Source organism: Pseudoduganella sp. jia 9, from assembly GCF_055502615.1.
On record NZ_JBUPWE010000011.1, the window covers coordinates 105,917 to 127,871 of the forward strand.

20 protein-coding genes are annotated in these 21,955 nt (G+C 66.9%); 13 read left to right on the plus strand and 7 right to left on the minus strand.

Features of this window, described 5'->3' with window-relative positions:
* Positions 1-7: 7 nt before the first annotated feature.
* Positions 8-763 (minus strand): SDR family NAD(P)-dependent oxidoreductase, encoded by a 756-nt coding sequence (locus tag ACY34H_RS15905; RefSeq protein WP_464978438.1) that lies wholly within the window; start codon positions 761-763, stop codon positions 8-10.
* Between the two features lie 296 nt (positions 764-1,059).
* Between ACY34H_RS15905 and ACY34H_RS15910 the strand changes: the two genes are divergently transcribed.
* Positions 1,060-4,056, plus strand: coding sequence for a sensor histidine kinase (locus tag ACY34H_RS15910; protein WP_464978439.1), 2,997 nt, complete (start codon positions 1,060-1,062; stop codon positions 4,054-4,056).
* Here the strand turns inward: ACY34H_RS15910 and ACY34H_RS15915 are convergent.
* A complete protein-coding gene (locus ACY34H_RS15915) occupies positions 4,042-4,965 on the minus strand; it encodes a LysR family transcriptional regulator (RefSeq protein ID WP_464978440.1) in 924 nt (307 codons plus the stop codon). The two genes, ACY34H_RS15910 and ACY34H_RS15915, sit on opposite strands and share 15 nt — an antisense overlap.
* A gap of 108 nt (positions 4,966-5,073) precedes the next feature.
* Here ACY34H_RS15915 and ACY34H_RS15920 point away from each other — a divergent pair, with 108 nt between their 5' ends.
* Positions 5,074-6,096: a zinc-binding alcohol dehydrogenase family protein gene (locus ACY34H_RS15920; protein ID WP_464978441.1), complete on the plus strand. Its 1,023-nt coding sequence runs from the start codon at positions 5,074-5,076 to the stop codon at positions 6,094-6,096.
* Positions 6,097-6,198: 102 nt separating this feature from the next.
* Positions 6,199-6,852, plus strand: a complete 654-nt coding sequence (gene nfsB, locus ACY34H_RS15925; protein WP_464978442.1) for an oxygen-insensitive NAD(P)H nitroreductase — start codon at positions 6,199-6,201, stop codon at positions 6,850-6,852.
* A gap of 183 nt (positions 6,853-7,035) precedes the next feature.
* Here the strand turns inward: nfsB and ACY34H_RS15930 are convergent, their stop codons facing one another.
* The 3 genes from ACY34H_RS15930 to ygfZ are packed head-to-tail and all read right to left on the minus strand — an operon-like array spanning position 7,036 to position 9,204.
* Positions 7,036-7,860: an NRDE family protein gene (locus ACY34H_RS15930; RefSeq protein WP_464978443.1), complete on the minus strand. Its 825-nt coding sequence runs from the start codon at positions 7,858-7,860 to the stop codon at positions 7,036-7,038.
* Entirely contained in the window at positions 7,851-8,138 is a 288-nt protein-coding gene (locus tag ACY34H_RS15935) for a DUF4936 family protein (protein ID WP_464978444.1), read from the minus strand. Before ACY34H_RS15935 ends, ACY34H_RS15930 begins: the two co-directional genes overlap by 10 nt.
* A gap of 58 nt (positions 8,139-8,196) precedes the next feature.
* Positions 8,197-9,204 carry a CAF17-like 4Fe-4S cluster assembly/insertion protein YgfZ gene (gene ygfZ / locus ACY34H_RS15940; RefSeq protein ID WP_464978445.1) on the minus strand — a complete coding sequence of 336 codons (1,008 nt, stop codon included), beginning with the start codon at positions 9,202-9,204 and terminating at the stop codon, positions 8,197-8,199.
* A 152-nt stretch (positions 9,205-9,356) separates the two neighbouring features.
* Here ygfZ and mltG point away from each other — a divergent pair, with 152 nt between their 5' ends.
* From mltG to ACY34H_RS15985, 9 genes are all read left to right on the plus strand, one after another.
* On the plus strand, positions 9,357-10,349 hold the full coding sequence (mltG, locus tag ACY34H_RS15945) for an endolytic transglycosylase MltG (protein WP_464978446.1): 993 nt from the start codon (positions 9,357-9,359) through the stop codon (positions 10,347-10,349).
* Positions 10,350-10,360: 11 nt separating this feature from the next.
* Positions 10,361-11,008, plus strand: a complete 648-nt coding sequence (gene tmk / locus ACY34H_RS15950) for a dTMP kinase (RefSeq protein WP_464978447.1) — start codon at positions 10,361-10,363, stop codon at positions 11,006-11,008.
* The gene (locus ACY34H_RS15955) at positions 11,008-12,033 is read left to right on the plus strand and encodes a DNA polymerase III subunit delta' (RefSeq protein WP_464978448.1); all 1,026 of its coding nucleotides are present in this window, start codon (positions 11,008-11,010) and stop codon (positions 12,031-12,033) included. Before tmk ends, ACY34H_RS15955 begins: the two co-directional genes overlap by 1 nt.
* Before the next feature lie 16 nt (positions 12,034-12,049).
* Positions 12,050-12,439, plus strand: a complete 390-nt coding sequence (locus ACY34H_RS15960; protein WP_464978449.1) for a PilZ domain-containing protein — start codon at positions 12,050-12,052, stop codon at positions 12,437-12,439.
* A 27-nt stretch (positions 12,440-12,466) separates the two neighbouring features.
* Entirely contained in the window at positions 12,467-12,985 is a 519-nt protein-coding gene (locus ACY34H_RS15965; RefSeq protein WP_464978450.1) for an N-acetyltransferase family protein, read from the plus strand.
* Positions 12,986-13,119: 134 nt separating this feature from the next.
* Positions 13,120-13,938, plus strand: a complete 819-nt coding sequence (locus tag ACY34H_RS15970) for a TatD family hydrolase (protein WP_464978451.1) — start codon at positions 13,120-13,122, stop codon at positions 13,936-13,938.
* Complete coding sequence (locus tag ACY34H_RS15975) at positions 13,938-14,672, plus strand: ankyrin repeat domain-containing protein (protein ID WP_464978452.1); 735 nt, start codon at positions 13,938-13,940, stop codon at positions 14,670-14,672. Before ACY34H_RS15970 ends, ACY34H_RS15975 begins: the two co-directional genes overlap by 1 nt.
* Before the next feature lie 147 nt (positions 14,673-14,819).
* Positions 14,820-15,737, plus strand: a complete 918-nt coding sequence (locus ACY34H_RS15980; RefSeq protein ID WP_464978453.1) for a methyltransferase domain-containing protein — start codon at positions 14,820-14,822, stop codon at positions 15,735-15,737.
* A 129-nt stretch (positions 15,738-15,866) separates the two neighbouring features.
* A complete protein-coding gene (locus ACY34H_RS15985) occupies positions 15,867-16,064 on the plus strand; it encodes a hypothetical protein (RefSeq protein ID WP_464978454.1) in 198 nt (65 codons plus the stop codon).
* A gap of 52 nt (positions 16,065-16,116) precedes the next feature.
* Here ACY34H_RS15985 and ACY34H_RS15990 read toward each other — a convergent pair whose 3' ends face one another.
* Positions 16,117-17,208, minus strand: coding sequence for a phospholipase A (locus ACY34H_RS15990; protein WP_464978455.1), 1,092 nt, complete (start codon positions 17,206-17,208; stop codon positions 16,117-16,119).
* A gap of 165 nt (positions 17,209-17,373) precedes the next feature.
* Between ACY34H_RS15990 and fusA the strand changes: the two genes are divergently transcribed.
* Entirely contained in the window at positions 17,374-19,482 is a 2,109-nt protein-coding gene (gene fusA, locus ACY34H_RS15995) for an elongation factor G (protein WP_464978456.1), read from the plus strand.
* A gap of 37 nt (positions 19,483-19,519) precedes the next feature.
* Here the strand turns inward: fusA and ACY34H_RS16000 are convergent, their stop codons facing one another.
* Positions 19,520-21,898 carry a bifunctional diguanylate cyclase/phosphodiesterase gene (locus ACY34H_RS16000; RefSeq protein WP_464978457.1) on the minus strand — a complete coding sequence of 793 codons (2,379 nt, stop codon included), beginning with the start codon at positions 21,896-21,898 and terminating at the stop codon, positions 19,520-19,522.
* Between the last annotated feature and the right edge of the window lie 57 nt (positions 21,899-21,955).

Sequence of the window (21,955 nt, forward strand, 5' to 3'; positions counted from 1 at the left end):
CCTTGTTTTAAAGTGACATGCCGCCATCGATCGTCAAACTCGCGCCCGTCATGTAGCCGGACTCCGCGCCGGCCAGCCATGCGGCCAGGCTGGCGATCTCCGTGGGCTGGCCCACGCGCCCCAGCGGAATCCATTCCTTCACCATGCCGATCATGTCGGCGGTCATGTCGGTTTCGACCGGGCCGGGCTGGATGTTGTTGATGGTGATGCCGCGCGGCGCCAGGTCCACCGCCAGCCCCTTGACCATCACGGCCACGGCCCCCTTGGTCATCGCATAGACGCTCGAACCCGGATGGCCGCTGCGCACCGCCGCATTGCTGCCGATCGTCACGATCCGGCCGCCGGCGCGCATGTGCGGCAGGGCGGCCTGGATGCCCAGGAATACGCCGCGCACGTTTACGTCGAGCATGCGGTCAAGCTGTTCGATGCTGAACCCGGCCACGTCGGCAAGGTGCAGGATGCCGGCATTGACGATGACGATGTCGATCGCGCCGAAACGCGCCACGGTGCGCTGCACTGCCGCCTGCAGGTCCGCCGCGCTGCCGCTGTCGGCCTGGATCGCCAGGGAATGCCGGCCTGCCGATTCGATGGCGCGGCCCACTTCGGCGGCTTTCGCTTCGGCCGTCGCGTAGGTCAGCGCCACGTTGGCGCCATCGGCTGCCAGGCGCCGGGCAATGGCCGCGCCGATGCCGCGCGAGCCGCCGAAGACCAGCGCCGTCCTGGTGCTGGCGCTGCTGCCGGTAATGGTTGAACTGGAGTTCATCGAAGTCCTTTCATGGTTGGGTTGGGCCGGGTGCCGGCTTGCGATGCCCGCCGCCCCGACGACCCCTCCATTGAAACGCCGCGGCGTATCCCGGGGATGTCGGGAATGCGGTCGGGCGCAAGCCGGTGTGTCTGCCTGCATGGTGGATACGTTGGGATACAAGAAGCCGCTATTGGACGCTGCCGGACGGCGCCGGGCTACCCCAATAGGCATTGCGTGCATTACCCCTTGTGGGGAAGTGCGCCATGCCACCCCTCGCGCTAGACTTGCGGCGAGTTGAATTCTTGCCGGGTTGTATGAATTGGAAAGGCGCGCTGGCCACGTTATCGCTGTGGCTGTGGTTGGGGCACGTGGCGGGGGCCACGGCGGACGGTCGGAGCCACGAACGGCGCAGCTGGGCCCAGGCTGAAGGCGCGCCGCAAACCGCGGTGGCGATTGCGCAAACCGGCGACGGCCTGTTGTGGTTTGCCACGGCTGCCGGCCTGTACACCTTCGACGGGGTGCGCTTCGCGCGCACCGCCAGCGTATACGGCGCCGCGCTGTCGTCCGATAACATCACCTGCATGCAGGCGACGCCGGATGGCCTGGCGGTCGGCTACATGTTCGGCGGCATGAGTCTGTTTTCGCCGCGCGGTGCCACGCACTACCGGCCCGGAAAGGGCTTGCCGGGCGGTTCGGTGACCGCGCTGGCCAGGGACAGCCGCGGCACGCTGTATGCCGGCACCAGCCGCGGCGTGATGCGCCTGCGCGACGGCCGCTGGGAGCCGCCGGGTGCGGGTTCACCGGCGCAATCGCCGATGTACGTCAGCGTCGACCGCGACGATACCGTCTGGGCTGTCTTCAACTACTCCTATCAGTCCGACTACACATACTACGCCATGGCGCGCGGCGCGGCGCGCTTCGAGCGGGTGTTCAGGGCGCCGATGGCGGGCACCTCGAGCATCGGCGGCCGGGAGGTCGTCATGCTGCCGGGCCGGGCCTATGTCGAGCTGGCCGCCGGCGCGCCGCCGCGGACGTTGACACTGGACCAGCCGCGCCGCTACGACGACCTGCTGGTCGGCGGTCCCGGCGGCACGCTGTGGACGTCGCGCGACGATGGTTTCGTGCGCCTGGCAGCCGGCGCCGATGGCGTGCTGGCGCCTGCCGAACGATTCGAGCGCCCGGGGGGCATGGCGCGCTACACCACCACCAGCCTGGTCGACCGTGAAGGCAACCTGTGGGTGGCGACGGTGGCGGGCGTCGAGCGTTACCGGCGGCACCGCCTGCACCGGCTGCCCGACGGTGCTGGCGCTACCTCGTGGCTGGCAATGCCGGGCCTGGGCGACGAAGTCTGGTACGGCCCCAGCGGTGGCGCGCTGATGCGCCTCGCCGCAGACGGCAGCCGCCGCGCTACCGGGCTCCGTGGCGCAAACGTCGTACTGCGGGCCAGCGCCGAGCGGGTATGGGTCGCCACCACCGACGCGCTGTGGGAATTCAACGGCGGCAAGCGACGGCGCTTCGCATTGCCCGGTGCCGACCAGTGGGGCGTGGAAGTCCAGGCCCTGGCCGTGGACCGGCAGGGCCGCCTGCTGGTGTCGCTGATCCGGAAGGGCCTGTGGCGCTTCGAGGACGGCCGTTGGACGCAGGACACGCGCACGCGCGGCATCGCCGATCCGACCCCGATCAGCATGCTGACAACCGCGCGCGGCCAGACCTGGCTCGGCTTCACCGACGGCCGCCTTGGCGAACTGACGCAGGATGGCGTGCGGCTGGTGACGGCGCAGCAGGGCCTCGGCACCGGCCACGTCCTCAGCCTGGCGGACTACCGCGGCCGGCTGCTCGCGGGCGGCGAGCGCGGCGTCTTCTGGCTCGACGGCGAGCGCGTTCATCCGCTGGCGCTGCAGCGAACCGGCCCCATGCTGGGCGTGGCCGGCATGGCTGTCGACCAGCGCGGCGGGCTCTGGCTGCATGGGCTCGATGGCCTGCATCACGTGGATGCGCGTGCCCTCGCGCGGGCCTGGGCGCAGCCGGGGCAGGCCGTCGAAGGGGAACTGTTCAACTTCGAGGACGGCTTGCGCGGCCAGGTGGCACCGGTCCGCCCGCTGCCGGCGCTCGCTGCGGTGCAGGGGCGCATCTACTATGCCACGATGGCCGGGGCGGGTTGGCTCGATCCGCTGGCGATGCCGCGCAACGGCAGGGCGCCCGGCGTCCTGATCCGCTCCCTGCGCGCCGGCGGCCGGGACTATCCGGCGGCCGATGGGCTGCAACTGCCCGAGGGTACCCGCACGGTGGAACTGGCGTTCACCGCGACGGCGCTGTCGATCCCCGAGCGGGCCCGGCTGCGCTACCGCCTGGAAGGCGTCGACCCGGACTGGCGCGACGTGCAGCACGAGCGCGCGGCCAGCTACACGAACCTGGCACCGGGCAATTACCGCTTCCAGGTCATCGCCGCCAACGAGGACGGTGTATGGAACACGGCCGGCGCTTCCATCGTCTTCGACATCGCACCGGCATTCTGGCAGACTGCCTGGTTCCGCGTGCTGGGCGCGGCGGCGGGCTTATTCATGCTGGGGCTGCTGTACCGCTGGCGGCTGGCCGTGGCCGCGCGCCGCGCGACGGAGCGCGCCACTGCGCGCCTGGAAGAACGCGAGCGCATCGCCCGCTCGCTGCACGATACGCTGCTGCAGGCGGTGCAGGGCCTGGTCTTGCGCTTCCAGGCGGAGGTGATGCGGATGCCGCCGGATTCTCCATCGGCTGCCGTGCTCGATACCGCGCTGGCCGATGCCGACCGCCTGATCGCCAGCACGCGTGACGAAGTCATGGCGCTGCGCCGGGTGCCGCGCGCCGCCGAGCTGCTCGACGAACTGCGCGCCGCGGTGTCCACGCTGGCGCCGGGTTCGGATCACCTGCTGCGTTGCGAGCTGCGCGGCGAAGCGCGGGCATTGCGCGGCGAGGCCGCCGGCGAGATCTTCTGCGCGTTGCGCGAGGCGGCCGTCAACAGCGTGCGCCACGCGCAGGCGACCCGGATAGCCATCGTGCTGCATTTCCTGCCAGGCGCGCTGGAAGCGGCGGTCGTCGACGATGGCGTGGGCATCGACCGCAAGGTGGCCCAATCGGGCCGCGCCGGGCATTTCGGCCTGGTCGGCATGCGCGAGCGCGTCCGTCACCTGGGCGGCCGCATTACCGTCACGGCAGCGCCGGGCGGCGGCACCGCGGTACGCATCAGGATCCCGGCGCGCGCCGCTTACCAGGCAGCGCCGCGGCGGCTGTGGCGCGCGCGCCTGCCGCCATGGAAGCGCTCAGCCGGCGCCTGACGCGGGCGGTCCGCCCAGCGCCCGGCATTGTTCCGCCAGCAGCGTGTGCAACTGCCGCACTGCCGGCGAGAACTGCCGCCGGTGCGGGCAGATCAGCTGCAACGGCGCCGCTTCGCCTGGCTGCTCCGGCAGCACGATCCGCAGCCGCCCGGCGCGCACGTCGGCACAGACATCGAGCCACGACCGGTAGGCGATGCCTTCGCCGGCAATGGCCCAGCGGCGCACCACGTCGGCGTCGTCGCTGGCCAGCGGGCCCCGGACGTGCACCGTGCGCCGGCCCTTGTCGAGCGGGAAGCCCCACTTGTCGTACAGGCGCCCCTGCAGATGCCACAGCAGGCAGGAATGGCGCGGCAGTTCGTCCAGCGATTGCGGCGTGCCGCACTGCTCGAGGTAGCCGGGCGCCGCCACGAGAACCCGCCGGTTGTCCGGCGCGACGGGCAGCGCCACGAAGCTGGCATCGGCCACGCTGCCATAGCGCAGCGCGATATCGACCGGATCGCGGAACACGTCCGTCACCTGGTCGGAAAACTGCACGCGCAGCTCCAGCTGCGGGTGCCGGCGCCGGAAGTCGGTCAGCCATGGCAGCAGCACGTTGCGGCCGAAGTCCGACGGTGCGGCGATCTGCAGCGTCCCGGCCAGCACGTCGTCGCTGCGGTGCAGTTCCTCGCGGCCGCTGTGCAGCAGGCCGATCACGTCCTTGGCATACGGCAGGTAGCGCTCGCCTTCGCCGGTCAGCCGCAGGCTGCGCGTGGAGCGGGCGAACAGGCGCGTGTCGAGATCGCGCTCGAGCCGCATGATGGCGGCGCTGACCTGGCCCGGCAGCAGGTTCGCTTCGCGCGCGGCCTTGGTGAAGCTGCCGCAGGCGGCGGCGCGGACAAACAGGGACAGGTCTTCGAAACGAATCGTCATCGGCAGGTGATTTTCACTCGAATAGAGAAAGTGTTGACCGATTATATGGGTTCTTCAGTTATCAGTCGCGTCATAAGATACGCTACTCAACCCCATCGGAGAACAACAATGAAAGCAGTGGTCTACACCCGGCATGGCCTGCCGATCGAACATCCGGAGTCGCTGGTCGAGATGGACTTGCCCGACCCGGTGCCGGGCCCGCGCGACCTGCTGGTGCGCGTGCACGCGGTTTCCGTCAACCCGGTAGATACCAAGGTGCGCCGCGGCGCTGCAGTCACGGCGCCCCGCGTACTGGGCTGGGATGCGGCCGGTGTCGTCGAAGCCGTCGGCAGCGAGGTGACCGGTTTCCGGCCGGGCGACGAAGTGTATTACGCCGGTTCGCTGACCCGTCCCGGCTCGTACAGCGAACTGCACCTGGTGGACGAGCGCATCGTCGGCCACAAGCCGGCTTCGCTGGACTTCGCCGATGCCGCCGCATTGCCGCTGACATCGCTGACCGCATGGGAACTGCTGTTCGATCGCCTGAAAGTGCCGGAGCAGGGCGCCACGGGGCGGACGTTGCTGGTCATCGGCGCCTCGGGCGGCGTCGGTTCGATCCTCGTGCAACTGGCCCGCAAGCTGACCGGCCTCACGGTGATCGGCACCGCCTCCAGGCCGGAAACCGCGGGCTGGGCACGCGAGCTGGGCGCGCACCACGTGATCGACCATGCGCAGCCGATGAAGCCGCAGCTGCAGGAGCTCGGCTACGAATACGCGGACATTGTTGTCAGCCTCACGCATACCGAACAGCATTATGCCGACATCGTCGACATCCTCGCCCCGCAGGGCCAGTTCGCGCTGATCGATGACCCTGAGACGCTGGACGCCATGCCGCTCAAGCGCAAGAGCATCTCGCTGCACTGGGAACTGATGTTTACCCGCTCGATGTACGAAACGGCGGACATGGCGCGCCAGCGCGACATTCTCGACCGCGTGGCCGGCCTGGTCGACGGCGGCGTGCTGAAGACCACCGTCGGCGAACGCATCGGCAAGATCGATGCCGCCAGCCTGCGCCGCGCCCACGCGATCATCGAGAGCGGCAAGGCGCGCGGCAAGCTGGTGCTGGCCGGTTTCCAGGCCGCCGGTTTCTAAGCCGCCGGCTTCCAAGCCGCCGGTACCGCGTTGCCGCCAGCCGGCCCGGCGCGGTACCATGGCGCCCGTTTTCACTTATCAATTTGCAGGGGAATCAAACAGATGGACATCGTTGCCAAGGCGCGCCAGCGCTACACCGTGAAGTCGTATGACCGCGAACGCAAGGTTCCGGCGGAGATCATCGACCAGCTGCGCGAAGTATTGCGCCTCGCGCCGTCGTCGGTGAACTCGCAGCCGTGGCATTTCGTCGTCGCCGCCACGCCGGAAGGCAAGGAGCGCATTGCCAGGGCCGCCGAGGCGGGCTTCCAGTACAACGCGGCCAAGATCCGCGACGCGTCGCACGTGATCGTGCTGGCCACCAGGGTAGCGCCGGACGAAGCCCAGTTGGCCGCCGTGCTCGAGCAGGAAGCGAAGGATGGCCGCTTCGTCAATGATGCCGCGAAGTCGGCGCAGCACGCCGGCCGCATGTCGTACACGAACCTGCACCGCTTCACGCAGAAGGACGTGCCGTTCTGGTACGAGAAGCAGACCTACATCGCGCTGGGCAGCCTGCTGCAGGCCGCCGCGCTGCTGGACGTGGGCGCCACGCCGATGGAAGGCTTCAATGCCGACGTGCTGGACCAGGAACTCGGCCTGCGCGACAAGGGCTTCACGGGCACCGTGATCATCTCGCTGGGCTATAGCAGCGGCGAGGATTTCAACGCGAAGCTGCCAAAGTCGCGGCTGCCGGCCGACCAGGTGTTCACCGACATCTGATCCACCACGGCAAAACCGGGGACGGACCCCTGTTTTCAGGCAAAACCGGGGACGTACCCGTGTTTGTGGGAAATAACCCACTCCTGCAGGCGCGTATCGCAGCGCCGGTGATATTGCTCGAAAACAGGGGGACGTCCCCAGTTTTGATCTTGCTCGATAACAGGGGTACGTCCCCAGTTTTGCTTAGCGGAAGACCTGCTCGTGCAGCACGGCGGGGGCCTCGGCGTACAGCTTCACCACGGTCGAGGTGCGCGTGCCGTAGTCGGGCGACTCGATTTTCACGGCGGACAGTTGCCGCTCCCGCTCCAGCGAAACGCCGGTCTCGGGCAGCCGCTGGTCGGGGGCGCGGGCGGTATCGGACAGCATTTCGAAGTACGCTTCCTCGGGCGCGCCCAGGCACAGCAAGCTGGCGAACTGGGCCTTGGTCTTGACCACCTTCGGCCAAGGCGCATCGAGCAGCGCGTTGGACAGTCCGTAGACGCCGGGGCCCAGCGGCTGACCATTGCGCGCATCCGCGTCGCCGCGGTTGGAGAACCACACCAGTTCCTCGCCGTCGCACAGCACCAGGTTGAAGCCGTTGTAGGCCTGTGCACCGGGCCGTATCTGGTCGACATAGTCGCGCGCGCTCATCGTCGCCGACAGGAAGTTCGACACCAGCATGCCGCGCGACGGTGCGTGCGGATCGTAGTCGTGAGGTGCGCGGATGTTGGTGATCGCCGCGAAGCGCGACGGGGCCTTGCCGACACTGTCGACCGGCGCAATGCCGCCGTCCTGGCAGCGGGCGCGCAGCGGCGAGACGTTCTCGGCCCACCGGCAGTCCGGTTCCTCCGGCCGCGTAACGCCCATCCAGCTGCCGCCGGCCTTCAGGTCGCGGCCCGCCACCACCTGCGGGTTTTCTTCCCACGGCGCGGCCGCGGCACTGGCACGGTCATAGTATTCGTCGCGGTTGGCGGCGGCGATCAGCGGCACGCCGGGCACCACGCGCCAGGCAAAGACGATCAGGCACATGAGGGGATATCCATGAATGCTTCGGTATGTCGGGGACCCGCGATCAGCGTGTCCAGTCCGGCAGCGGACACGGCTTGTGCCAGCGCTGCCGTGAAACCAGCCGTGGTGGCGGGGTAGACTTCCATCCACGTCTGCACGCCGTCCGGGCTGTCCGGCCGACGTTTCAGTTGCGGGACCACGCCGTGGGCGGCCGCCAGGCCCTGCTGCAACGCGCGCACGCGTGGCAGCAGCGAATCGGCGTCGCGGGCCTGGACGCGATAATAGACGTAAAGGTCCATTAGTACGGGCTCATGGAACACGAGCCCATGGAGGCCAGGCTCTCGGTAGAGGGCCTCATCACAGTTCCAGCTTGTCCAGTACGTAGGGCAGCGGCTGGAATGCCAGCGCGGGGCCGTCCGCGGCACAGGCGCGCACGTCGCCCGCTTCCAGCGCGTCGAGCTTCATCTCGACCAGCGCATCGACACCGCCGATGCCGTTCGGCGCGGCATTGACCACCATGCCGCAGGGCTGGCCGGGATCGGCCGGCGCGAACACTTCCGTACCCGGCGCAACGGTGGCGTCGTCGATCGACACCAGCGCCGTGCGGCGCTTCAGCTTGCCCAGGTACTGGCTGCGCGCGACGATCTCCTGTCCCGGGTAGCAACCCTTCTTGAAATTGACGCCGCCCAGCAGCTCGAAGTTGATCATCTGCGGCACGAACTGTTCCTGTGTCGCGGCGGTGATCAGCGGCACGCCGGCGTGGATCTCCGCCAGGCGCCATGCCGCGTTGCCGCCGACGACCAGCCGGTCGGCGAGTTCGGCCGCGACGGTCGTCACCGTTTCCGGTGTCGCCAGCCACAGGTAGCGCGGCGCGCCGAAGGCATCGGCCACGCGCAGCAGCGTGCCGAGCGGATGATCGAGCTTGGTGTACGGCGCGGCGGGCAGGGCGTCGAACCAGGTTTGCAGCACGGCTTCCGCGAGGGCACCGCCCAGGCCCAGCGCAACGCGCTGTTCCGTCACATCGGCCGCCTTGGTTTTCGCCCGCAGCACGAACATCTGCAGCCGTTTCTGGATGGCCGGCTGGATCTCGCGCGCCAGCTGCAGGTACACCGACTGTTCATCCTTCCACATGAGGAAGCTGGCCAGCAGGCGGCCCTTCGGCGAACAGTAGCCGGCCAGGCGCACTTCCCCGGCGCCGAGGTGTTCGACGTCGTTGGTCAGCTGCGAATGCAGGAACGAAGCCGTATCGTCGCCGGTGAAGGCGATCACGCCCAGGTCGGTGACGGGCGCGACGAACCCGGCGGCGAGCGCGGTCCGCGAGGGCGCATCGGCGGACGGGGCGAGGAGTTGATTCCAGTTGTTCATATATTTGATTACTTTGGCTAGTAATTACCCACGAAGGACCACAAAGTTGCCTGTGTAGGCATTATTATTACGGGCTCATTATAAAGATCCCGCGCCAAACGCGCCGGCCACCCCCAAAACGGGTCGCGCGGCCCCGCGCGGGCACCATACACATGGCATTCATTACGAAGACGCTGGCACTGGGCGTACTGGTCGCGGCGGCGGCGGCCGGCGGTTTCGCCTGGTGGTCGCAGCAGCCGATCGTGGGCGAGGGAGACAGCATCCCGTTTACGATCATCAAGGGCAGCGGCGCCCACGCGGCCGGCCAGCAGATCGCCGAGGCGGGCGTGCCGATCCAGCCGCTGCTGTTCAACCTGCTGGCACGCTTTTCCGGCAAGAGCGGCAAGCTGAAAGCCGGATCCTACGAGCTGAAACCGGGTACCACGCCGCAGCGCCTGATCGAGCAGCTGGTACGCGGCGAGTTCGCGCAGGAATCGCTGACGATCATCGAAGGCTGGACCTTCCGCCAGATGCGCCAGGCGATCGCCGCCCACAAGGGCCTCAAGCATGACACCGTCGGCCTGTCCGACAGCGAGCTGATGGCAAAACTGGGTTCCACCTACAAGCAGCCGGAAGGCCTGTTCTTCCCCGACACCTACCTGTTCGCCAAGGGTTCGTCCGAGCTGCAGATCTACAAGCAGGCGCACGTGGCGCTGCTGCAGCACCTCGACACAGCGTGGGAACAGCGCGCGGCCGACCTGCCGTACACGGATAAATACCAGGCGCTGACGATGGCATCGATCGTCGAGAAGGAAACCGGGCAGAAGTCCGAGCGGGCGATGATCGCCGCCGTGTTCGTCAACCGGCTGAAGCTGGGCATGATGCTGCAGACCGATCCCACCGTCATCTACGGGCTGGGCGAGAAATTCGACGGCAACATCCGCAAGAAAGACCTGGAAACGGACACCCCGTACAATACCTACACGCGCAACGGCCTGCCGCCGACGCCGATCGCGCTGCCCGGCGTACAGTCGCTGGGCGCGGCGCTGGCGCCGGCAAAGACGACGGCATTGTATTTTGTAGCACGCGGCAACGGCACCAGCCATTTTTCCGATAACCTGACCGACCACAACAGGGCGGTCAACCAGTACCAGCGCAGGCAATGAGTGGAAGTTTCATGAGCGGCAAGTCCATGACCCGGAGTACCCCGGCAGCACGCGGCAAGTTCATCACGTTCGAGGGCATCGACGGGGCGGGCAAGTCCACGCACATCCAGTACGTAGGCGAGCTGATCCGCGCGCGCGGCGCGGAACTCGTCAGTTCGCGCGAACCGGGCGGCACGCCACTCGGCGAAAAGCTGCGCGAACTGGTGCTGCACGAAGCCATGCACCTGGAAACGGAAGCGCTGCTGGTCTTTGCCAGCCGCCGCGAACACATTGCGCAGGTAATCGAGCCGGCACTGGCGCGCGGCGCCTGGGTCATTTCCGACCGTTTCACTGACGCCAGCTTTGCCTACCAGGGCGGCGGCCGCGGGCTGGAGCTGGCCAAGCTCGACACGCTGGCGAACTGGGTGCACCCGGAACTGTGGCCCGATCTCACCATCCTGTTCGACGTGCCGCTCGAGGTGGCGCGGGCCCGGCTCGACGCCACCCGCGATCTCGACAAATTCGAGCAGGAGAAGGCCGACTTCTTCCTGGCCGCGCGCAACGAGTACCTGCGCCGCGCCGGGCAGGAGCCGGAGCGCTTCCGCGTCATCGACTCGACCCAGCCGATCGAAGCGATCCGCGTGCAGCTGGCGGCCATCGTCGCCGCGCTGGAGCCATGATGGAAACCACGTCCGCCATCTATCCATGGCAGCGCGACGCCTGGCTGGCGCTGCAGGGCGTGCGCCAGCGGCTGCCGCACGCGGTGCTGTTCCACGGCCCGGCCGGCATCGGCAAGGCCGACTTCATCGAGCATTTCGCCCAGGCGCTGCTGTGCGAGGATGTGCGCGCCGATGGCCATCCGTGCAACGCCTGTGCCTCGTGCGGCTGGTTCGTCCAGCAAAGCCATCCCGATTTCCGCCGCATCCGGCCCGAAGCCTTCGAAGAGGATGGCGCCGGTGACGGCGACGAGGGCGAGGAAAAGAAGAAGACCAAGGCGCCGTCGAAGGAGATCAAGATCGAGCAGGTGCGCGCGCTGGCCGATTTCATGAACATTTCCACGCACCGGCAAGGCTTGCGCGTGGTGGTGCTGTATCCGGCCGAGGCGCTGAACATGCCGGCCTCGAACGCGCTGCTGAAGACGCTGGAAGAACCGCCGCCGGGCACCGTGTTCCTGCTGTCGTCGAACAGCCTGGACCGGCTGCTACCGACCATCCTGTCGCGTTGCCGCAAGTTCGCGCTGACCATGCCGCCGCAGCCCGAGGCGCTGGCGTGGCTGCAATCGCAGGGCGTGGCGGAAGCGGACGGCTGGCTGAGCGAGCAGGGCGGTGCGCCGCTGGCCGCGCTGGCCCAGGCGGAAACCGGCAGCCGCGAGGAAATGGACACGCTGCTGCAATACCTGGCCCATCCCTCCGTCGAGAACGCGCTGCGCACGGCGGACAAGATGCAGAAAGTGCCGCTCACGTCCGTGGTGGCCTGGCAGCAGCGCTGGCTGTACGACCTGTTTTCGCTGAAGCTGTCGGGCCGGATCCGCTATTACCCCCGCTACCAGCGCGAACTGAAAGGCCTGTCGGACCGGGTGCCGGTGTCCGGGCTGCTGGCGGCGATCAAGAGCACGGCCGAACGGCGCGCCACGTCCGACCATCCGCTGTCGCCCAAGCTCTTCCTCGAAGACATGCTGCTCGACTATACGTCCTGCTGCCGCTGACGATGGACGGTCGACGATGAGTACGCGCCCACCCGATCCCAACGCTTCCGGCAATGCCGGGCCGCTGACACGGCCGGCCGTGCTGTCGCTGGCAATCAAGGAAAAAGCGGCGCTGTATGCGGCGTACATGCCGTTCCTGAAGAATGGCGGCATCTTCGTGCCCACCACGCGGGGCTACCGCATCGGCGACGAGATCTACCTGATCCTGTCGCTGATGGACGACCAGAACAAGTACCCGATCGCCGGCAAGGTCGTGTGGATCACGCCGGCGGCGGCCAACAATAACAAGGCGCAGGGCATCGGCGTCCATTTCCCGGACGACGAAGCGGGCCAGCGCACCCGCGCGCGCATCGAGGAAATCCTCGGCGCCGCCCTGCGTTCCTCCCGCGCCACCCATACACTGTAAAAGCCACCCGTCACTTCCTTACGCCACATGTCTTTCCGCCACCGTATCGCCACCCTCGACGACCTGCCGACCATCGTCGCCATCTACAACAGCACCATCGCCTCGCGCGAAGTCACCGCCGACACCGAACCGGTATCGGTCGAATCGCGGCTGAACTGGTTCCACGAACACCAGCCCGGGCGCCGCCCGCTGTGGGTGATCGAACGCGCCGACGATACGTCCAGCCAGCCCGACATCCTCGGCTGGATCTCGTACTCGAATTTCTACGGCCGCCCGGCGTATTCCGGCACGGCCGAGGTGTCAATCTATATCCACGAGGCATGGCGCGGCAAGGGCATCGGCAAGTACGCGCTGACCGAAGCGATCGCCTTCGCACCGCAGATCAGCGTGCACACCGTGCTCGGCTTCATCTTCGGCCACAACGGCGCCAGCCTGGCGCTGTTCCGCAAGTTCGGCTTCGAGGAATGGGCGCACTTCCCGCGCGTCGCCAACCTGGACGGCGTGGAACGCGATTTGATCATCCTCGGCAAGCGCGTCGCTGAATAGAAGTTGCCCCAACTTGCCCAAAGTTGCCCGAAAAACAGGGTACGTCCCCATTTTTCGGGAAACGTTTCACTGGAGATTTATTTTACCGATCAGCGGGATCTGCGCAATCGCGTGACGTCGGCTACAATCGACCCATGTTCATCGATTCACATTGCCACATCGACTTCCCGGACCTGGCAGCCCGGATGCCGGAAATCCGCGCGAAAATGGCGGAAAACAAGGTGACGCATGCGCTGTGCGTATCCGTCGACCTGCCGGACTTTCCGCGCGTGCTGGCGCTGGCCGAGCAGTATCCGAATATCTACGCCTCGGTCGGGGTCCATCCCGATTACGAAGACACGCCCGAGCCCACGGTCGAGCAGCTCGTCGAGCTGGCCCGGCATCCGAAAATCGTCGCGATCGGCGAAACGGGCCTCGATTACTACCGGCTCGAGGGCGACCTCGAATGGCAGCGCGAGCGTTTCCGCACGCATATCCGCGCCTCGCGCGCGTCGAAGAAGCCGCTGATCATCCACACGCGCTCGGCCAGCGAGGACACCATCCGCATCATGCGCGAGGAGGGGGCCGGCACCGGCCAGGGCGGCGTCGCCGGCGTCATGCACTGCTTCACCGAATCGCTGGAAGTGGCCAGGGCGTCGATGGATATGGGCTTCTATATCTCATTCTCGGGCATCGTAACGTTCAAGAGCGCGAAGGAGCTGCAGGCCGTCGCGCTGGAAGTGCCGCTGGAACAGATGCTGATCGAAACGGATTCGCCCTACCTGGCGCCGGTGCCGTACCGCGGCAGGACGAACGAGCCGGGCTACGTGGCCCACGTGGCCGAGTTCATCGCGAAGCTGAAAGGCGTCACGGTCGAGGAGGTGGCGGCGGCAACCAGCGCCAACTTCTTCCGGCTGTTTACTGCCGCGAATACTGCCGCGAATACTGCCGCTAACACCGCCGCGAGCGCCTGATGCGGACCGGCCTGCGAGACCTCGCCAGGCGGCTGCGCAACCGGATCGGCCGGCTGCGCAGCCGGATTGGACTGCGGCTCGGCATCGCCACGGTGGCCGTCGCGTCGGCGTTTTCCCCGGCGCCGGCCGCGGCGCAGGCCGCCGATGCCGTCTACTTCTTCCGTGCCGCGCAAGTCAACGATGCCGGCCGCATCAAGCCCCTGCTGGCGCGCGGCCTCGATCCGAACGTGCGCGAGCCGGAGCGGGGCGAGACGGGCATGATCGTCGCGCTGCGCAACGATGCGATGGACGTGTTTGCATTGCTGCTGGCGCAGCCGAAGATCGACCTCGAGGCCCAGGCCGGCAACGGCAATACCGCGCTGATGATGGCCGCGTTCAAGAACAATATGCCGGCCGTGAAAGCGCTGCTCGCCAAGGGCGCCCAGGTCAACCGGCCCGGCTGGACCGCGCTGCATTATGCCGCCGCGGCGGGTGCCCTCGACATCATGCGCGTACTGCTGGAACAGCACGCCTACATCGATGCGGAATCGCCGACCGGGGTCACGCCGCTGATGCTGGCCGCCCGCGAAGGCCAGGAAGACGCCGTCAAGCTCCTGCTGCGGGAAGGCGCCGACGCCAGCCTGCGCGACAGCGGCTTTGACAGCGATGCCGCCGAGTTCGCCGAACGGGCCGGCAAGCCGTGGATCGTCAAGGTAATCCGCCAGCACCAGGCCGAGCAGATCATGCGCCGCTGACGCCCGGGTGCGGGCCGGGGGGGCCCTGCCTGGACCCGTATCACCCGTAGCAGCAATTCGAATTGAGCCGTATTTCCCGCCAACCTCGGCGCTTTGGGAAGCCACCTCGTTGCGCATAATGTCGCTGTCGCCACGAGAGGAAATACCATGCTGTCCGAACGCGAACTCGAAAGCTGCTACCTGGGGCAGTTCATCCCGGTTCACTACCACCACAACATGCTGATGGACACGAACCGCATGCACAGCTTCCGTGCGGCGATCGATCATGTCGTCCAGCCCGGCATGAAGGTGCTGGAACTGGGCGGCGGCACGGGGGCGTTGTCGTTCTTCGCGGCACGGCGGGCGGACAAGGTCTATTGCGTCGACTTCAACCCGGACATGGTGCAGGAGGCGCGCCGCTTCCTGGCGCTGAACCGCTGCGCCGACAAGGTGGAAGTGATCCACGCCGATGCGTTCGAATACCTGCCGCCCGAGCCGGTGGACGTCGTCATCTGCGAAATGCTCCATGTCGCGATGCTGCGCGAGAAGCAGGTCGACGTCATCGAACATTTCAAGCGCCGCTATCTGCAGAAGTTCGGCGGGCCGCTGCCGGTGTTCCTGCCGGAGGCGGTGCTGATGGCAGCCCAGCCGATCCAGCAGGAATACGATTTCGAAGGCTTTTATGCGCCCATCGTGCAGTTCCAGCAGCCTGGCGCCGTGCAGCCCGGTACGCTGGAGATGGCCCAGCCGGCCGTGTATTCGGTGATCGATTTCACGCAGCCGAACGACAGCAGCTATCGCTGGGAGGGGAAGTTCGTCATCGACCGCGACGGCACGGTGAATGCGATCCGCTTCATCACGAAGACCATCCTTTCCGTCGTGCAGGAGCGGGCGGCAACGATCGACTGGCTGAACCATTTCATGTCGCTGCCGCTCGAACAGCCGGTGGACGCCAAGGCAGGCGACGTGCTGCAGGTGGCGTTTGCCTACCGCGCCGGCGGCTCGATCCCGTCACTGCAGGCGGGCCTGACGGCCCGGCTGCTGTACCAGGCCGCGTTGCAGCCGCAGGTCGTCGCCTACGCCTGACCGGCCTGCGCCATTCGTTCCCGCTTTTCGACAGCCGGTCGCCGCATCCGGCCTTCTATCGCCCGGCCGTTGAGCAAACCCGCCGCCGCTGGCACCATGGCGCTTCGATCACCGTTGCGCGAGGACGCCATGATGAGCTTTATCCTGTGGTTGCTGCTGTTGCTGGTCTGCTGGCCGCTCGCCCTGCTGGCGCTGCTGCTGTACCCGGTGGCCTGGCTGCTGTTGCTGCCGTTCCGGCTGATCGGCATCGGTGTCGATGCCGTGTTCGAGCTGCTGCGCGCAGTGGTGATGCTGCCCGCGCGCGTGCTGGGCGGCGGCCGCCGCTGATGCCGCCACCCCCGTGCGCCAGGCGCACCCGGCAACGCGTTGGCAATCCGCCTCAGAAGCCGACCAGGAAGCCGGCGCCCAGCGACATCTGCGAGTAGTTGTAGTCGATCAGGCTCTGGCCATAGCCGGAGAAGAACTGCACATAGCCCTTCAGGTTCGCGCGCAGCGGTACTGCCCAGCCCAGTTGCAGCGCGCCGTGGTCCGTGTGCAGGTTGCGCCGTGCCAGCAGCGAGTATTCGCTGCCGCCGTCGCGGTAGACCAGGCGCAGGTCGCCGTGGCCCATGAAGTCGGTGATGTCCAGGTTGTCGTTGTCGGACACCGAATTGTCCAGGCGCTTCCAGATCCGCGCCGTCACGGCCAGCTTGCCGTATTCGCCACCCAGTTCCGCGTAGGCACGGTTCCAGCTGCGCGACAGCGTGGCGGTCTGGCCGTTCGACTGGTGGACGAATCCCAGGCCCGCATAGCGGAAATCGAAGCCGCCGAGGCGCTTGCCGATCGGCGCGATGGCCATCACTTCCGGCTGGTAATTGGTTTCACGGAACGGGCTGGATTCATCGCGGTTATAGGCCTGCCAGAAGCTTTGCTGGGTATAGCCGAACCACAGGTCGACCGGCGATCCGGCGATCGTTTCCAGCATCTTCATCTTGAACGACAGCTGGTACGCCAGCTCGACGTGTTTCGCATCGATGCCGCCCGGCGTGACCTCGTTGAACGGCGCGGTATTGGTGCTGTTGCTGTAGTTCGCCAGCAGCAGGTAGTTGTCGCGGTGCGGCCGGAAGTTGAACACGCCGCGCTTGCTGTCCTTGTCCAGTTCCCACAGCGGCACCTGCACCGAAACGATCTGCTGTTCGGGGGCCGGCGCACTGGCTTCGGCCGGCCTGGCCACCGGCCCGCCGGGGAAGGCACCCTGTTGCTGGTCGGCGTTGGCGGACGCCGGCGCAGGCGTGCCCGCCGCGGCGACCGGCGCCGGATCCTGGGCCCGGTTGGCCAGCGCGTCGTAGCAGCCGAGGCGTTCGGTCGGATCGGCCAGCATCGAGCAGCGGCCCAGCGCAGGGTCGACCGCGGCCGGGACATTCTGCGCAACGACTACGCAAGGAGAGAGGGCCAGCATGGCCGAAAGGCAGGGGGCAAAGTGTTTTTTCATTGTCATGATCTTGTTTTTTGGCATCGCGCCAGTATAAGGGGCGAGCGCGCCCGCCGGTCGCACGGCAGGGCTTGAAAAAAAGAAATGGGGCATCAACTGCGCCAACCCGATGCTGCTACAATTTTTGAGCGCGATCACATGATTGCGCCATCCAAGGAGAATGCCATGAGCCGCAAGACCCCTATCGAGCGCTACCGGAATATCGGCATCAGCGCCCACATCGATGCCGGCAAGACCACCACCACCGAGCGCATCCTCTTCTATACGGGCGTGAACCACAAGATCGGCGAGGTGCACAACGGCGCGGCGACCATGGACTGGATGGAGCAGGAGCAGGAACGCGGCATCACGATCACGTCGGCGGCGACGACGGCGTTCTGGCGCGGCATGGCCGGCAACTTCCCGGAACACAGGATCAACATCATCGATACGCCGGGCCACGTGGATTTCACGATCGAGGTGGAGCGCTCGATGCGCGTGCTCGATGGCGCCGTGATGGTCTACGACGCCGTCGGCGGCGTGCAGCCGCAATCGGAAACCGTGTGGCGCCAGGCAAACAAGTACAAGGTGCCGCGCATCGCCTTCGTCAACAAGATGGACCGCGTGGGCGCCGACTTCTTCCGCGTGCAGCAGCAGATCCGCGACCGCCTGAAGGGCAATGCCGTGCCGATCCAGATCCCGGTCGGCGCCGAGGACCATTACCAGGGCGTGATCGACCTGGTGAAGATGCGCGCCATCATCTGGGACGATGCCAGCCAGGGCGTGAAGTTCACGTACGAGGACATTCCGGCCGAGCTGAAGGACCTCGCGCAGAAATGGCACGACAATCTGGTGGAAGCCGCCGCCGAAGCGACGTCCGAGCTGACGGAGAAGTACCTGAACGGCGAGACGCTGTCCGAGGCCGAGATCAAGACGGCGCTGCGGGCCCGCACGGTGCGCGGTGAAATCGTGCCCATGCTGGCCGGCAGCGCCTTCAAGAACAAGGGCGTGCAGGCGATGCTGGACGCGGTGATCGAATACCTGCCGTCGCCGCTCGACGTACCCGCCATCGCCGGCCATGACGAGGACGACAACGAGATCGAGCGGCATCCGACCGACTCGGACCCGTTTGCCGCGCTGGCGTTCAAGATCATGACCGACCCGTTCGTCGGCCAGCTGGCCTTTTTCCGCGTGTATTCCGGCGTCGTGAATTCGGGGGACACCGTCTACAACCCGACCAAGGGCCAGCGCGAACGGCTGGGCCGCATCCTGCAGATGCATGCCAACGAGCGCAAGGAAATCAAGGAGGTCTTTGCGGGCGACATCGCCGCGGCCGTCGGCCTGAAGGGCGTGACGACCGGCGACACGCTGTCCAATCCCGATCACGTGATCGTGCTGGAAAAGATGGTGTTCCCGGAGCCGGTGATCTCGCAGGCGGTCGAGCCGAAGACCAAGGTGGACCAGGAAAAGATGGGCATCGCCCTGTCGCGCCTGGCGCAGGAAGACCCGTCGTTCCGTGTGCATACCGACGAGGAATCCGGCCAGACCATCATGGCCGGCATGGGCGAGCTGCACCTGGAAATCCTGGTGGACCGGATGAGGCGCGAGTTCGGCGTGGAGGCATCGGTCGGCAAGCCGCAGGTGGCTTACCGCGAAACGATCCAGAAAGCGGTGTCCGACGTCGAGGGCAAGTTCATCAAGCAATCCGGCGGCAAGGGGCAGTACGGCCACGTGGTGCTGAAGCTGGAACCCCTGGAGCCGGGCAAGGGCTATGAATTCGTCGATGCGATCAAGGGCGGCGTGGTGCCGCGCGAGTTCATCCCGGCGGTCGACAAGGGCATCACCGAGACGCTGCGCTCGGGCGTGCTGGCCGGCTACCCGGTGGTGGATGTGCGCGCCACCCTGACGTTCGGCTCCTACCACGACGTCGACTCGAACGAGAACGCGTTCCGGATGGCCGGCTCGATGGCGTTCAAGGACGGCATGCGCCGCGCCGATCCGCAACTGCTCGAGCCGATCATGGATGTCGAGGTGGAAACGCCCGAGGAATTCATGGGCAACGTGATGGGCGACCTCACGACACGGCGCGGCATGGTGCAGGGCATGGACGAGATCCCCGGCGGTGGCGGCAAGCTGGTGCGTGCACTGGTGCCGCTGGCCGAGATGTTCGGCTACTCCACCACGCTGCGCTCGCTGACGCAGGGCCGCGCCACGTACACGATGGAGTTCAAGCATTACGCCGGCGTGCCGAAGCATATCCTCGACCAGATCGCCACGTCGAAGATCAGGGCCTGAAAAAAAACAGGGGTCCGTCCCCGGTTTTGCCGTTCTGCTACCGTCCCAGCAACTTGGCGAACTCCTCGGCCGGCAACGGCCTGCCGTACAGGTAGCCTTGCCCCTGCTCGCAGCGCAGCAGTTTCAGGAACTTGGCTTCTTCTTCCGTCTCGATGCCTTCGGCAACCACCTTCAGCTCCAGCGTGTGCGCCAGTTGCACGATGGTCTGCACCATGCCCATGTAGTTCGCATCCTGCGTCATCTTGATGACGAACGAACGGTCGATCTTCAGCACGTCGACCGGCAGCGTGACGAGGTAGGCCAGCGACGAGTAGCCGGTGCCGAAGTCGTCGATCGCCACCGGCACGTCCAGCTCGCGCACCCGGTTGAGGATATCGACCACGCGCCGCTGGTCCGCCACCAGGCCGCTTTCCGTCACCTCGATCGACAGAGGCTTCAGGCTGGCCTCGGCCGTGTTCAGCGCCCGTTCGATGTCGTCGAACAGCGAATCGCAGCGGAACTGGGCAGGGGCCACGTTGACGGCGATCTGCGGCGGCTTCAGGCCCGCGTCGTGCCATGCGCGCCAGTCTTCCATGGCGCGCTGCATCACGCTGCGGCCGACCTGCGTGACCAGGCCGCTGCGCTCCAGCACCGGCACGAACTCGGTCGGCTGGATCAGGCCGCGCTGCGGGTGGCGCCAGCGCACCAGCGCCTCCGCGCCGGCCAGCTTGCCGGTCCTGAGGTCGATCTTCGGCTGGTAGAAGTTGACGAACTCGCCGCGCTCGACCGCCTCGCGCAACTCCGCCTCCATGCTGATCTGGCGCGCCAGCGCATGGTCGGCATCGCGGTCGTAGAAGCCGATTTGTTCTTCCTGGGTGCGCGAGCCGGCCAGCGCATCCCAGGCCTTGACCAGCAGTTCGTCGGCGCTGGTGCCGTCTTCCGGCAGCATGGCCGCTCCCACGTTCACGGTGCACCAGATCTTGTGCTGGTCCACCTGGTAGGAGCCTTCCAGCATCGGAATGATCGTGTCGCGCGCATAGGCACGCGGCGAGCGCTCCTCGTCGACCGGATAGAACAGGGCGAACCGGCCGATGCCTACGTGGGACAGCGCCATCCGCTGCGCCACCTCGGTTTTCAGGCGCTGCGCCACTTGCCGCATCAGGCCGATCGCGGCGGTGTTGCCGTAGGCCGAGCTGATCTCGTCGAAGCGGTTGATGTTGATGAGAAGTACCGTGCCGCTGGCATTGACGGCCGCCAGCGCGGCGATTTCCTCGTCGAAATGCAGGCGGCTGGGCAAGCCGGACAGCGCATTGGTGCGCGCCAGCCGGAACAGTTCCTGGGCATTGATCAGCCGCTCCAGGCCGAAGCTCAGTTCGTTGCCGAGTTCGCCCGCCCGTTCCCGGTAAAAATGGTCGAAGAATTCCGCCCGGTACGAGTAGAACGAGATCACGCCCCAGCACTTGCCGTTGACGAACAGCGGGATGGCCATGCACGCGGCCACGCGGTGCGGCGCGCCGGGCAGGTTGTTCGACACCTGCAGCCGGCCGCTGGCGACGGCGGCACCGGCCAGTTCGGGCAGGAACCAGGCCGCCACGGCAGGCGGCTCGTCGCCGGAGCCACTGGTGCCTTGCCACGGATGCTCGGCCCCGTCCCGTGCGGCGGAGGTGAACAGTTCCAGCGCGCCGGTCGTGTCGTCGACGCGGCTGATGGCGACGATCTCCAGCCCCGGCTGGTGGCAGGCGAACCGGCAGGTATCCAGGCACAGCGATTCAAGCGTCTTGGCGCGGGTGATGATCGCGGAAAGGCGCGACAGCAGCACGTAGAAGTTATCGTGCCGGATCAGCGCGCGCTCCTTCTCGACTTCGGTGGTCATGTCGATCGCCGAGCCGCCCAGGAAAGGCTCGCCATCGACATCGATCGGGAACTTGTGCACCAGCCAGTGGCGCGTGCCGTCGTGCGAGGTTTCCATCGTCTTGATGGTTTCGCCGTTCTCCAGCACCGCCCGGTCCTGCTCTTCCAGGCTGTGGCGGATGTCCTCCGGCCAGAAATGGCTGTCGTCCATGCCGACCACGGTGGGCACGCCGAAGAAGCCGTGCAGCGCCGCGTTGCCCATCACGTAGCTGCCGTTGCGGTCCTTGATCCACAGGGGCGAGGGCGAATGTTCGGCAAAGCCGGACAGGAAACTTTCCGCGCGCGCCAGCTTGCGCTTCAGTTGACGGCAGGCCGCCGCCGTGGCGGCGAGGTCGGCCAGAGCCTGGCGCTGCTCGGCGCCCATGGCCGGCGGCGCACAGGCCAGCAGGGCGTTTTCGTCATCCAGCGCCTGCGGCGGTACGCCGCCGCACAGGTAGCCGGCAAGGCGCACGAGTTCCGGCGCAAAATGGTCCGGCTCACCCTCGACCGGCAGCGCGCGTTGTTCCTGGGGGGCGATATTGTTCATATAGGCATTCTTTTTGCATCGTCCCATCGTGACACCCGGCGCCGGCGCCGTCTTGCC

Excerpts from the sequence above, each read along its gene's own strand:
- tmk (WP_464978447.1), top strand. The coding sequence starts at position 10,361 with ATGAGCGGCAAGTCCATGACCCGGAGTACCCCGGCAGCACGCGGCAAG.
- ygfZ (WP_464978445.1), bottom strand. The coding sequence starts at position 9,204 with ATGAACAACTGGAATCAACTCCTCGCCCCGTCCGCCGATGCGCCCTCG.
- ACY34H_RS15985 (WP_464978454.1), top strand. The coding sequence starts at position 15,867 with ATGATGAGCTTTATCCTGTGGTTGCTGCTGTTGCTGGTCTGCTGGCCG.
- ACY34H_RS15980 (WP_464978453.1), top strand. The coding sequence starts at position 14,820 with ATGCTGTCCGAACGCGAACTCGAAAGCTGCTACCTGGGGCAGTTCATC.
- ACY34H_RS15955 (WP_464978448.1), top strand. The coding sequence starts at position 11,008 with ATGGAAACCACGTCCGCCATCTATCCATGGCAGCGCGACGCCTGGCTG.
- ACY34H_RS15970 (WP_464978451.1), top strand. The coding sequence starts at position 13,120 with ATGTTCATCGATTCACATTGCCACATCGACTTCCCGGACCTGGCAGCC.
- nfsB (WP_464978442.1), top strand. The coding sequence starts at position 6,199 with ATGGACATCGTTGCCAAGGCGCGCCAGCGCTACACCGTGAAGTCGTAT.
- fusA (WP_464978456.1), top strand. The coding sequence starts at position 17,374 with ATGAGCCGCAAGACCCCTATCGAGCGCTACCGGAATATCGGCATCAGC.
- mltG (WP_464978446.1), top strand. The coding sequence starts at position 9,357 with ATGGCATTCATTACGAAGACGCTGGCACTGGGCGTACTGGTCGCGGCG.
- ACY34H_RS15920 (WP_464978441.1), top strand. The coding sequence starts at position 5,074 with ATGAAAGCAGTGGTCTACACCCGGCATGGCCTGCCGATCGAACATCCG.
- ACY34H_RS15935 (WP_464978444.1), bottom strand. The coding sequence starts at position 8,138 with ATGGACCTTTACGTCTATTATCGCGTCCAGGCCCGCGACGCCGATTCG.
- ACY34H_RS15965 (WP_464978450.1), top strand. The coding sequence starts at position 12,467 with ATGTCTTTCCGCCACCGTATCGCCACCCTCGACGACCTGCCGACCATC.
- ACY34H_RS15930 (WP_464978443.1), bottom strand. The coding sequence starts at position 7,860 with ATGTGCCTGATCGTCTTTGCCTGGCGCGTGGTGCCCGGCGTGCCGCTG.
- ACY34H_RS15975 (WP_464978452.1), top strand. The coding sequence starts at position 13,938 with ATGCGGACCGGCCTGCGAGACCTCGCCAGGCGGCTGCGCAACCGGATC.
- ACY34H_RS15910 (WP_464978439.1), top strand. The coding sequence starts at position 1,060 with ATGAATTGGAAAGGCGCGCTGGCCACGTTATCGCTGTGGCTGTGGTTG.
- ACY34H_RS15915 (WP_464978440.1), bottom strand. The coding sequence starts at position 4,965 with ATGACGATTCGTTTCGAAGACCTGTCCCTGTTTGTCCGCGCCGCCGCC.
- ACY34H_RS15960 (WP_464978449.1), top strand. The coding sequence starts at position 12,050 with ATGAGTACGCGCCCACCCGATCCCAACGCTTCCGGCAATGCCGGGCCG.
- ACY34H_RS15905 (WP_464978438.1), bottom strand. The coding sequence starts at position 763 with ATGAACTCCAGTTCAACCATTACCGGCAGCAGCGCCAGCACCAGGACG.
- ACY34H_RS16000 (WP_464978457.1), bottom strand. The coding sequence starts at position 21,898 with ATGAACAATATCGCCCCCCAGGAACAACGCGCGCTGCCGGTCGAGGGT.
- ACY34H_RS15990 (WP_464978455.1), bottom strand. The coding sequence starts at position 17,208 with ATGAAAAAACACTTTGCCCCCTGCCTTTCGGCCATGCTGGCCCTCTCT.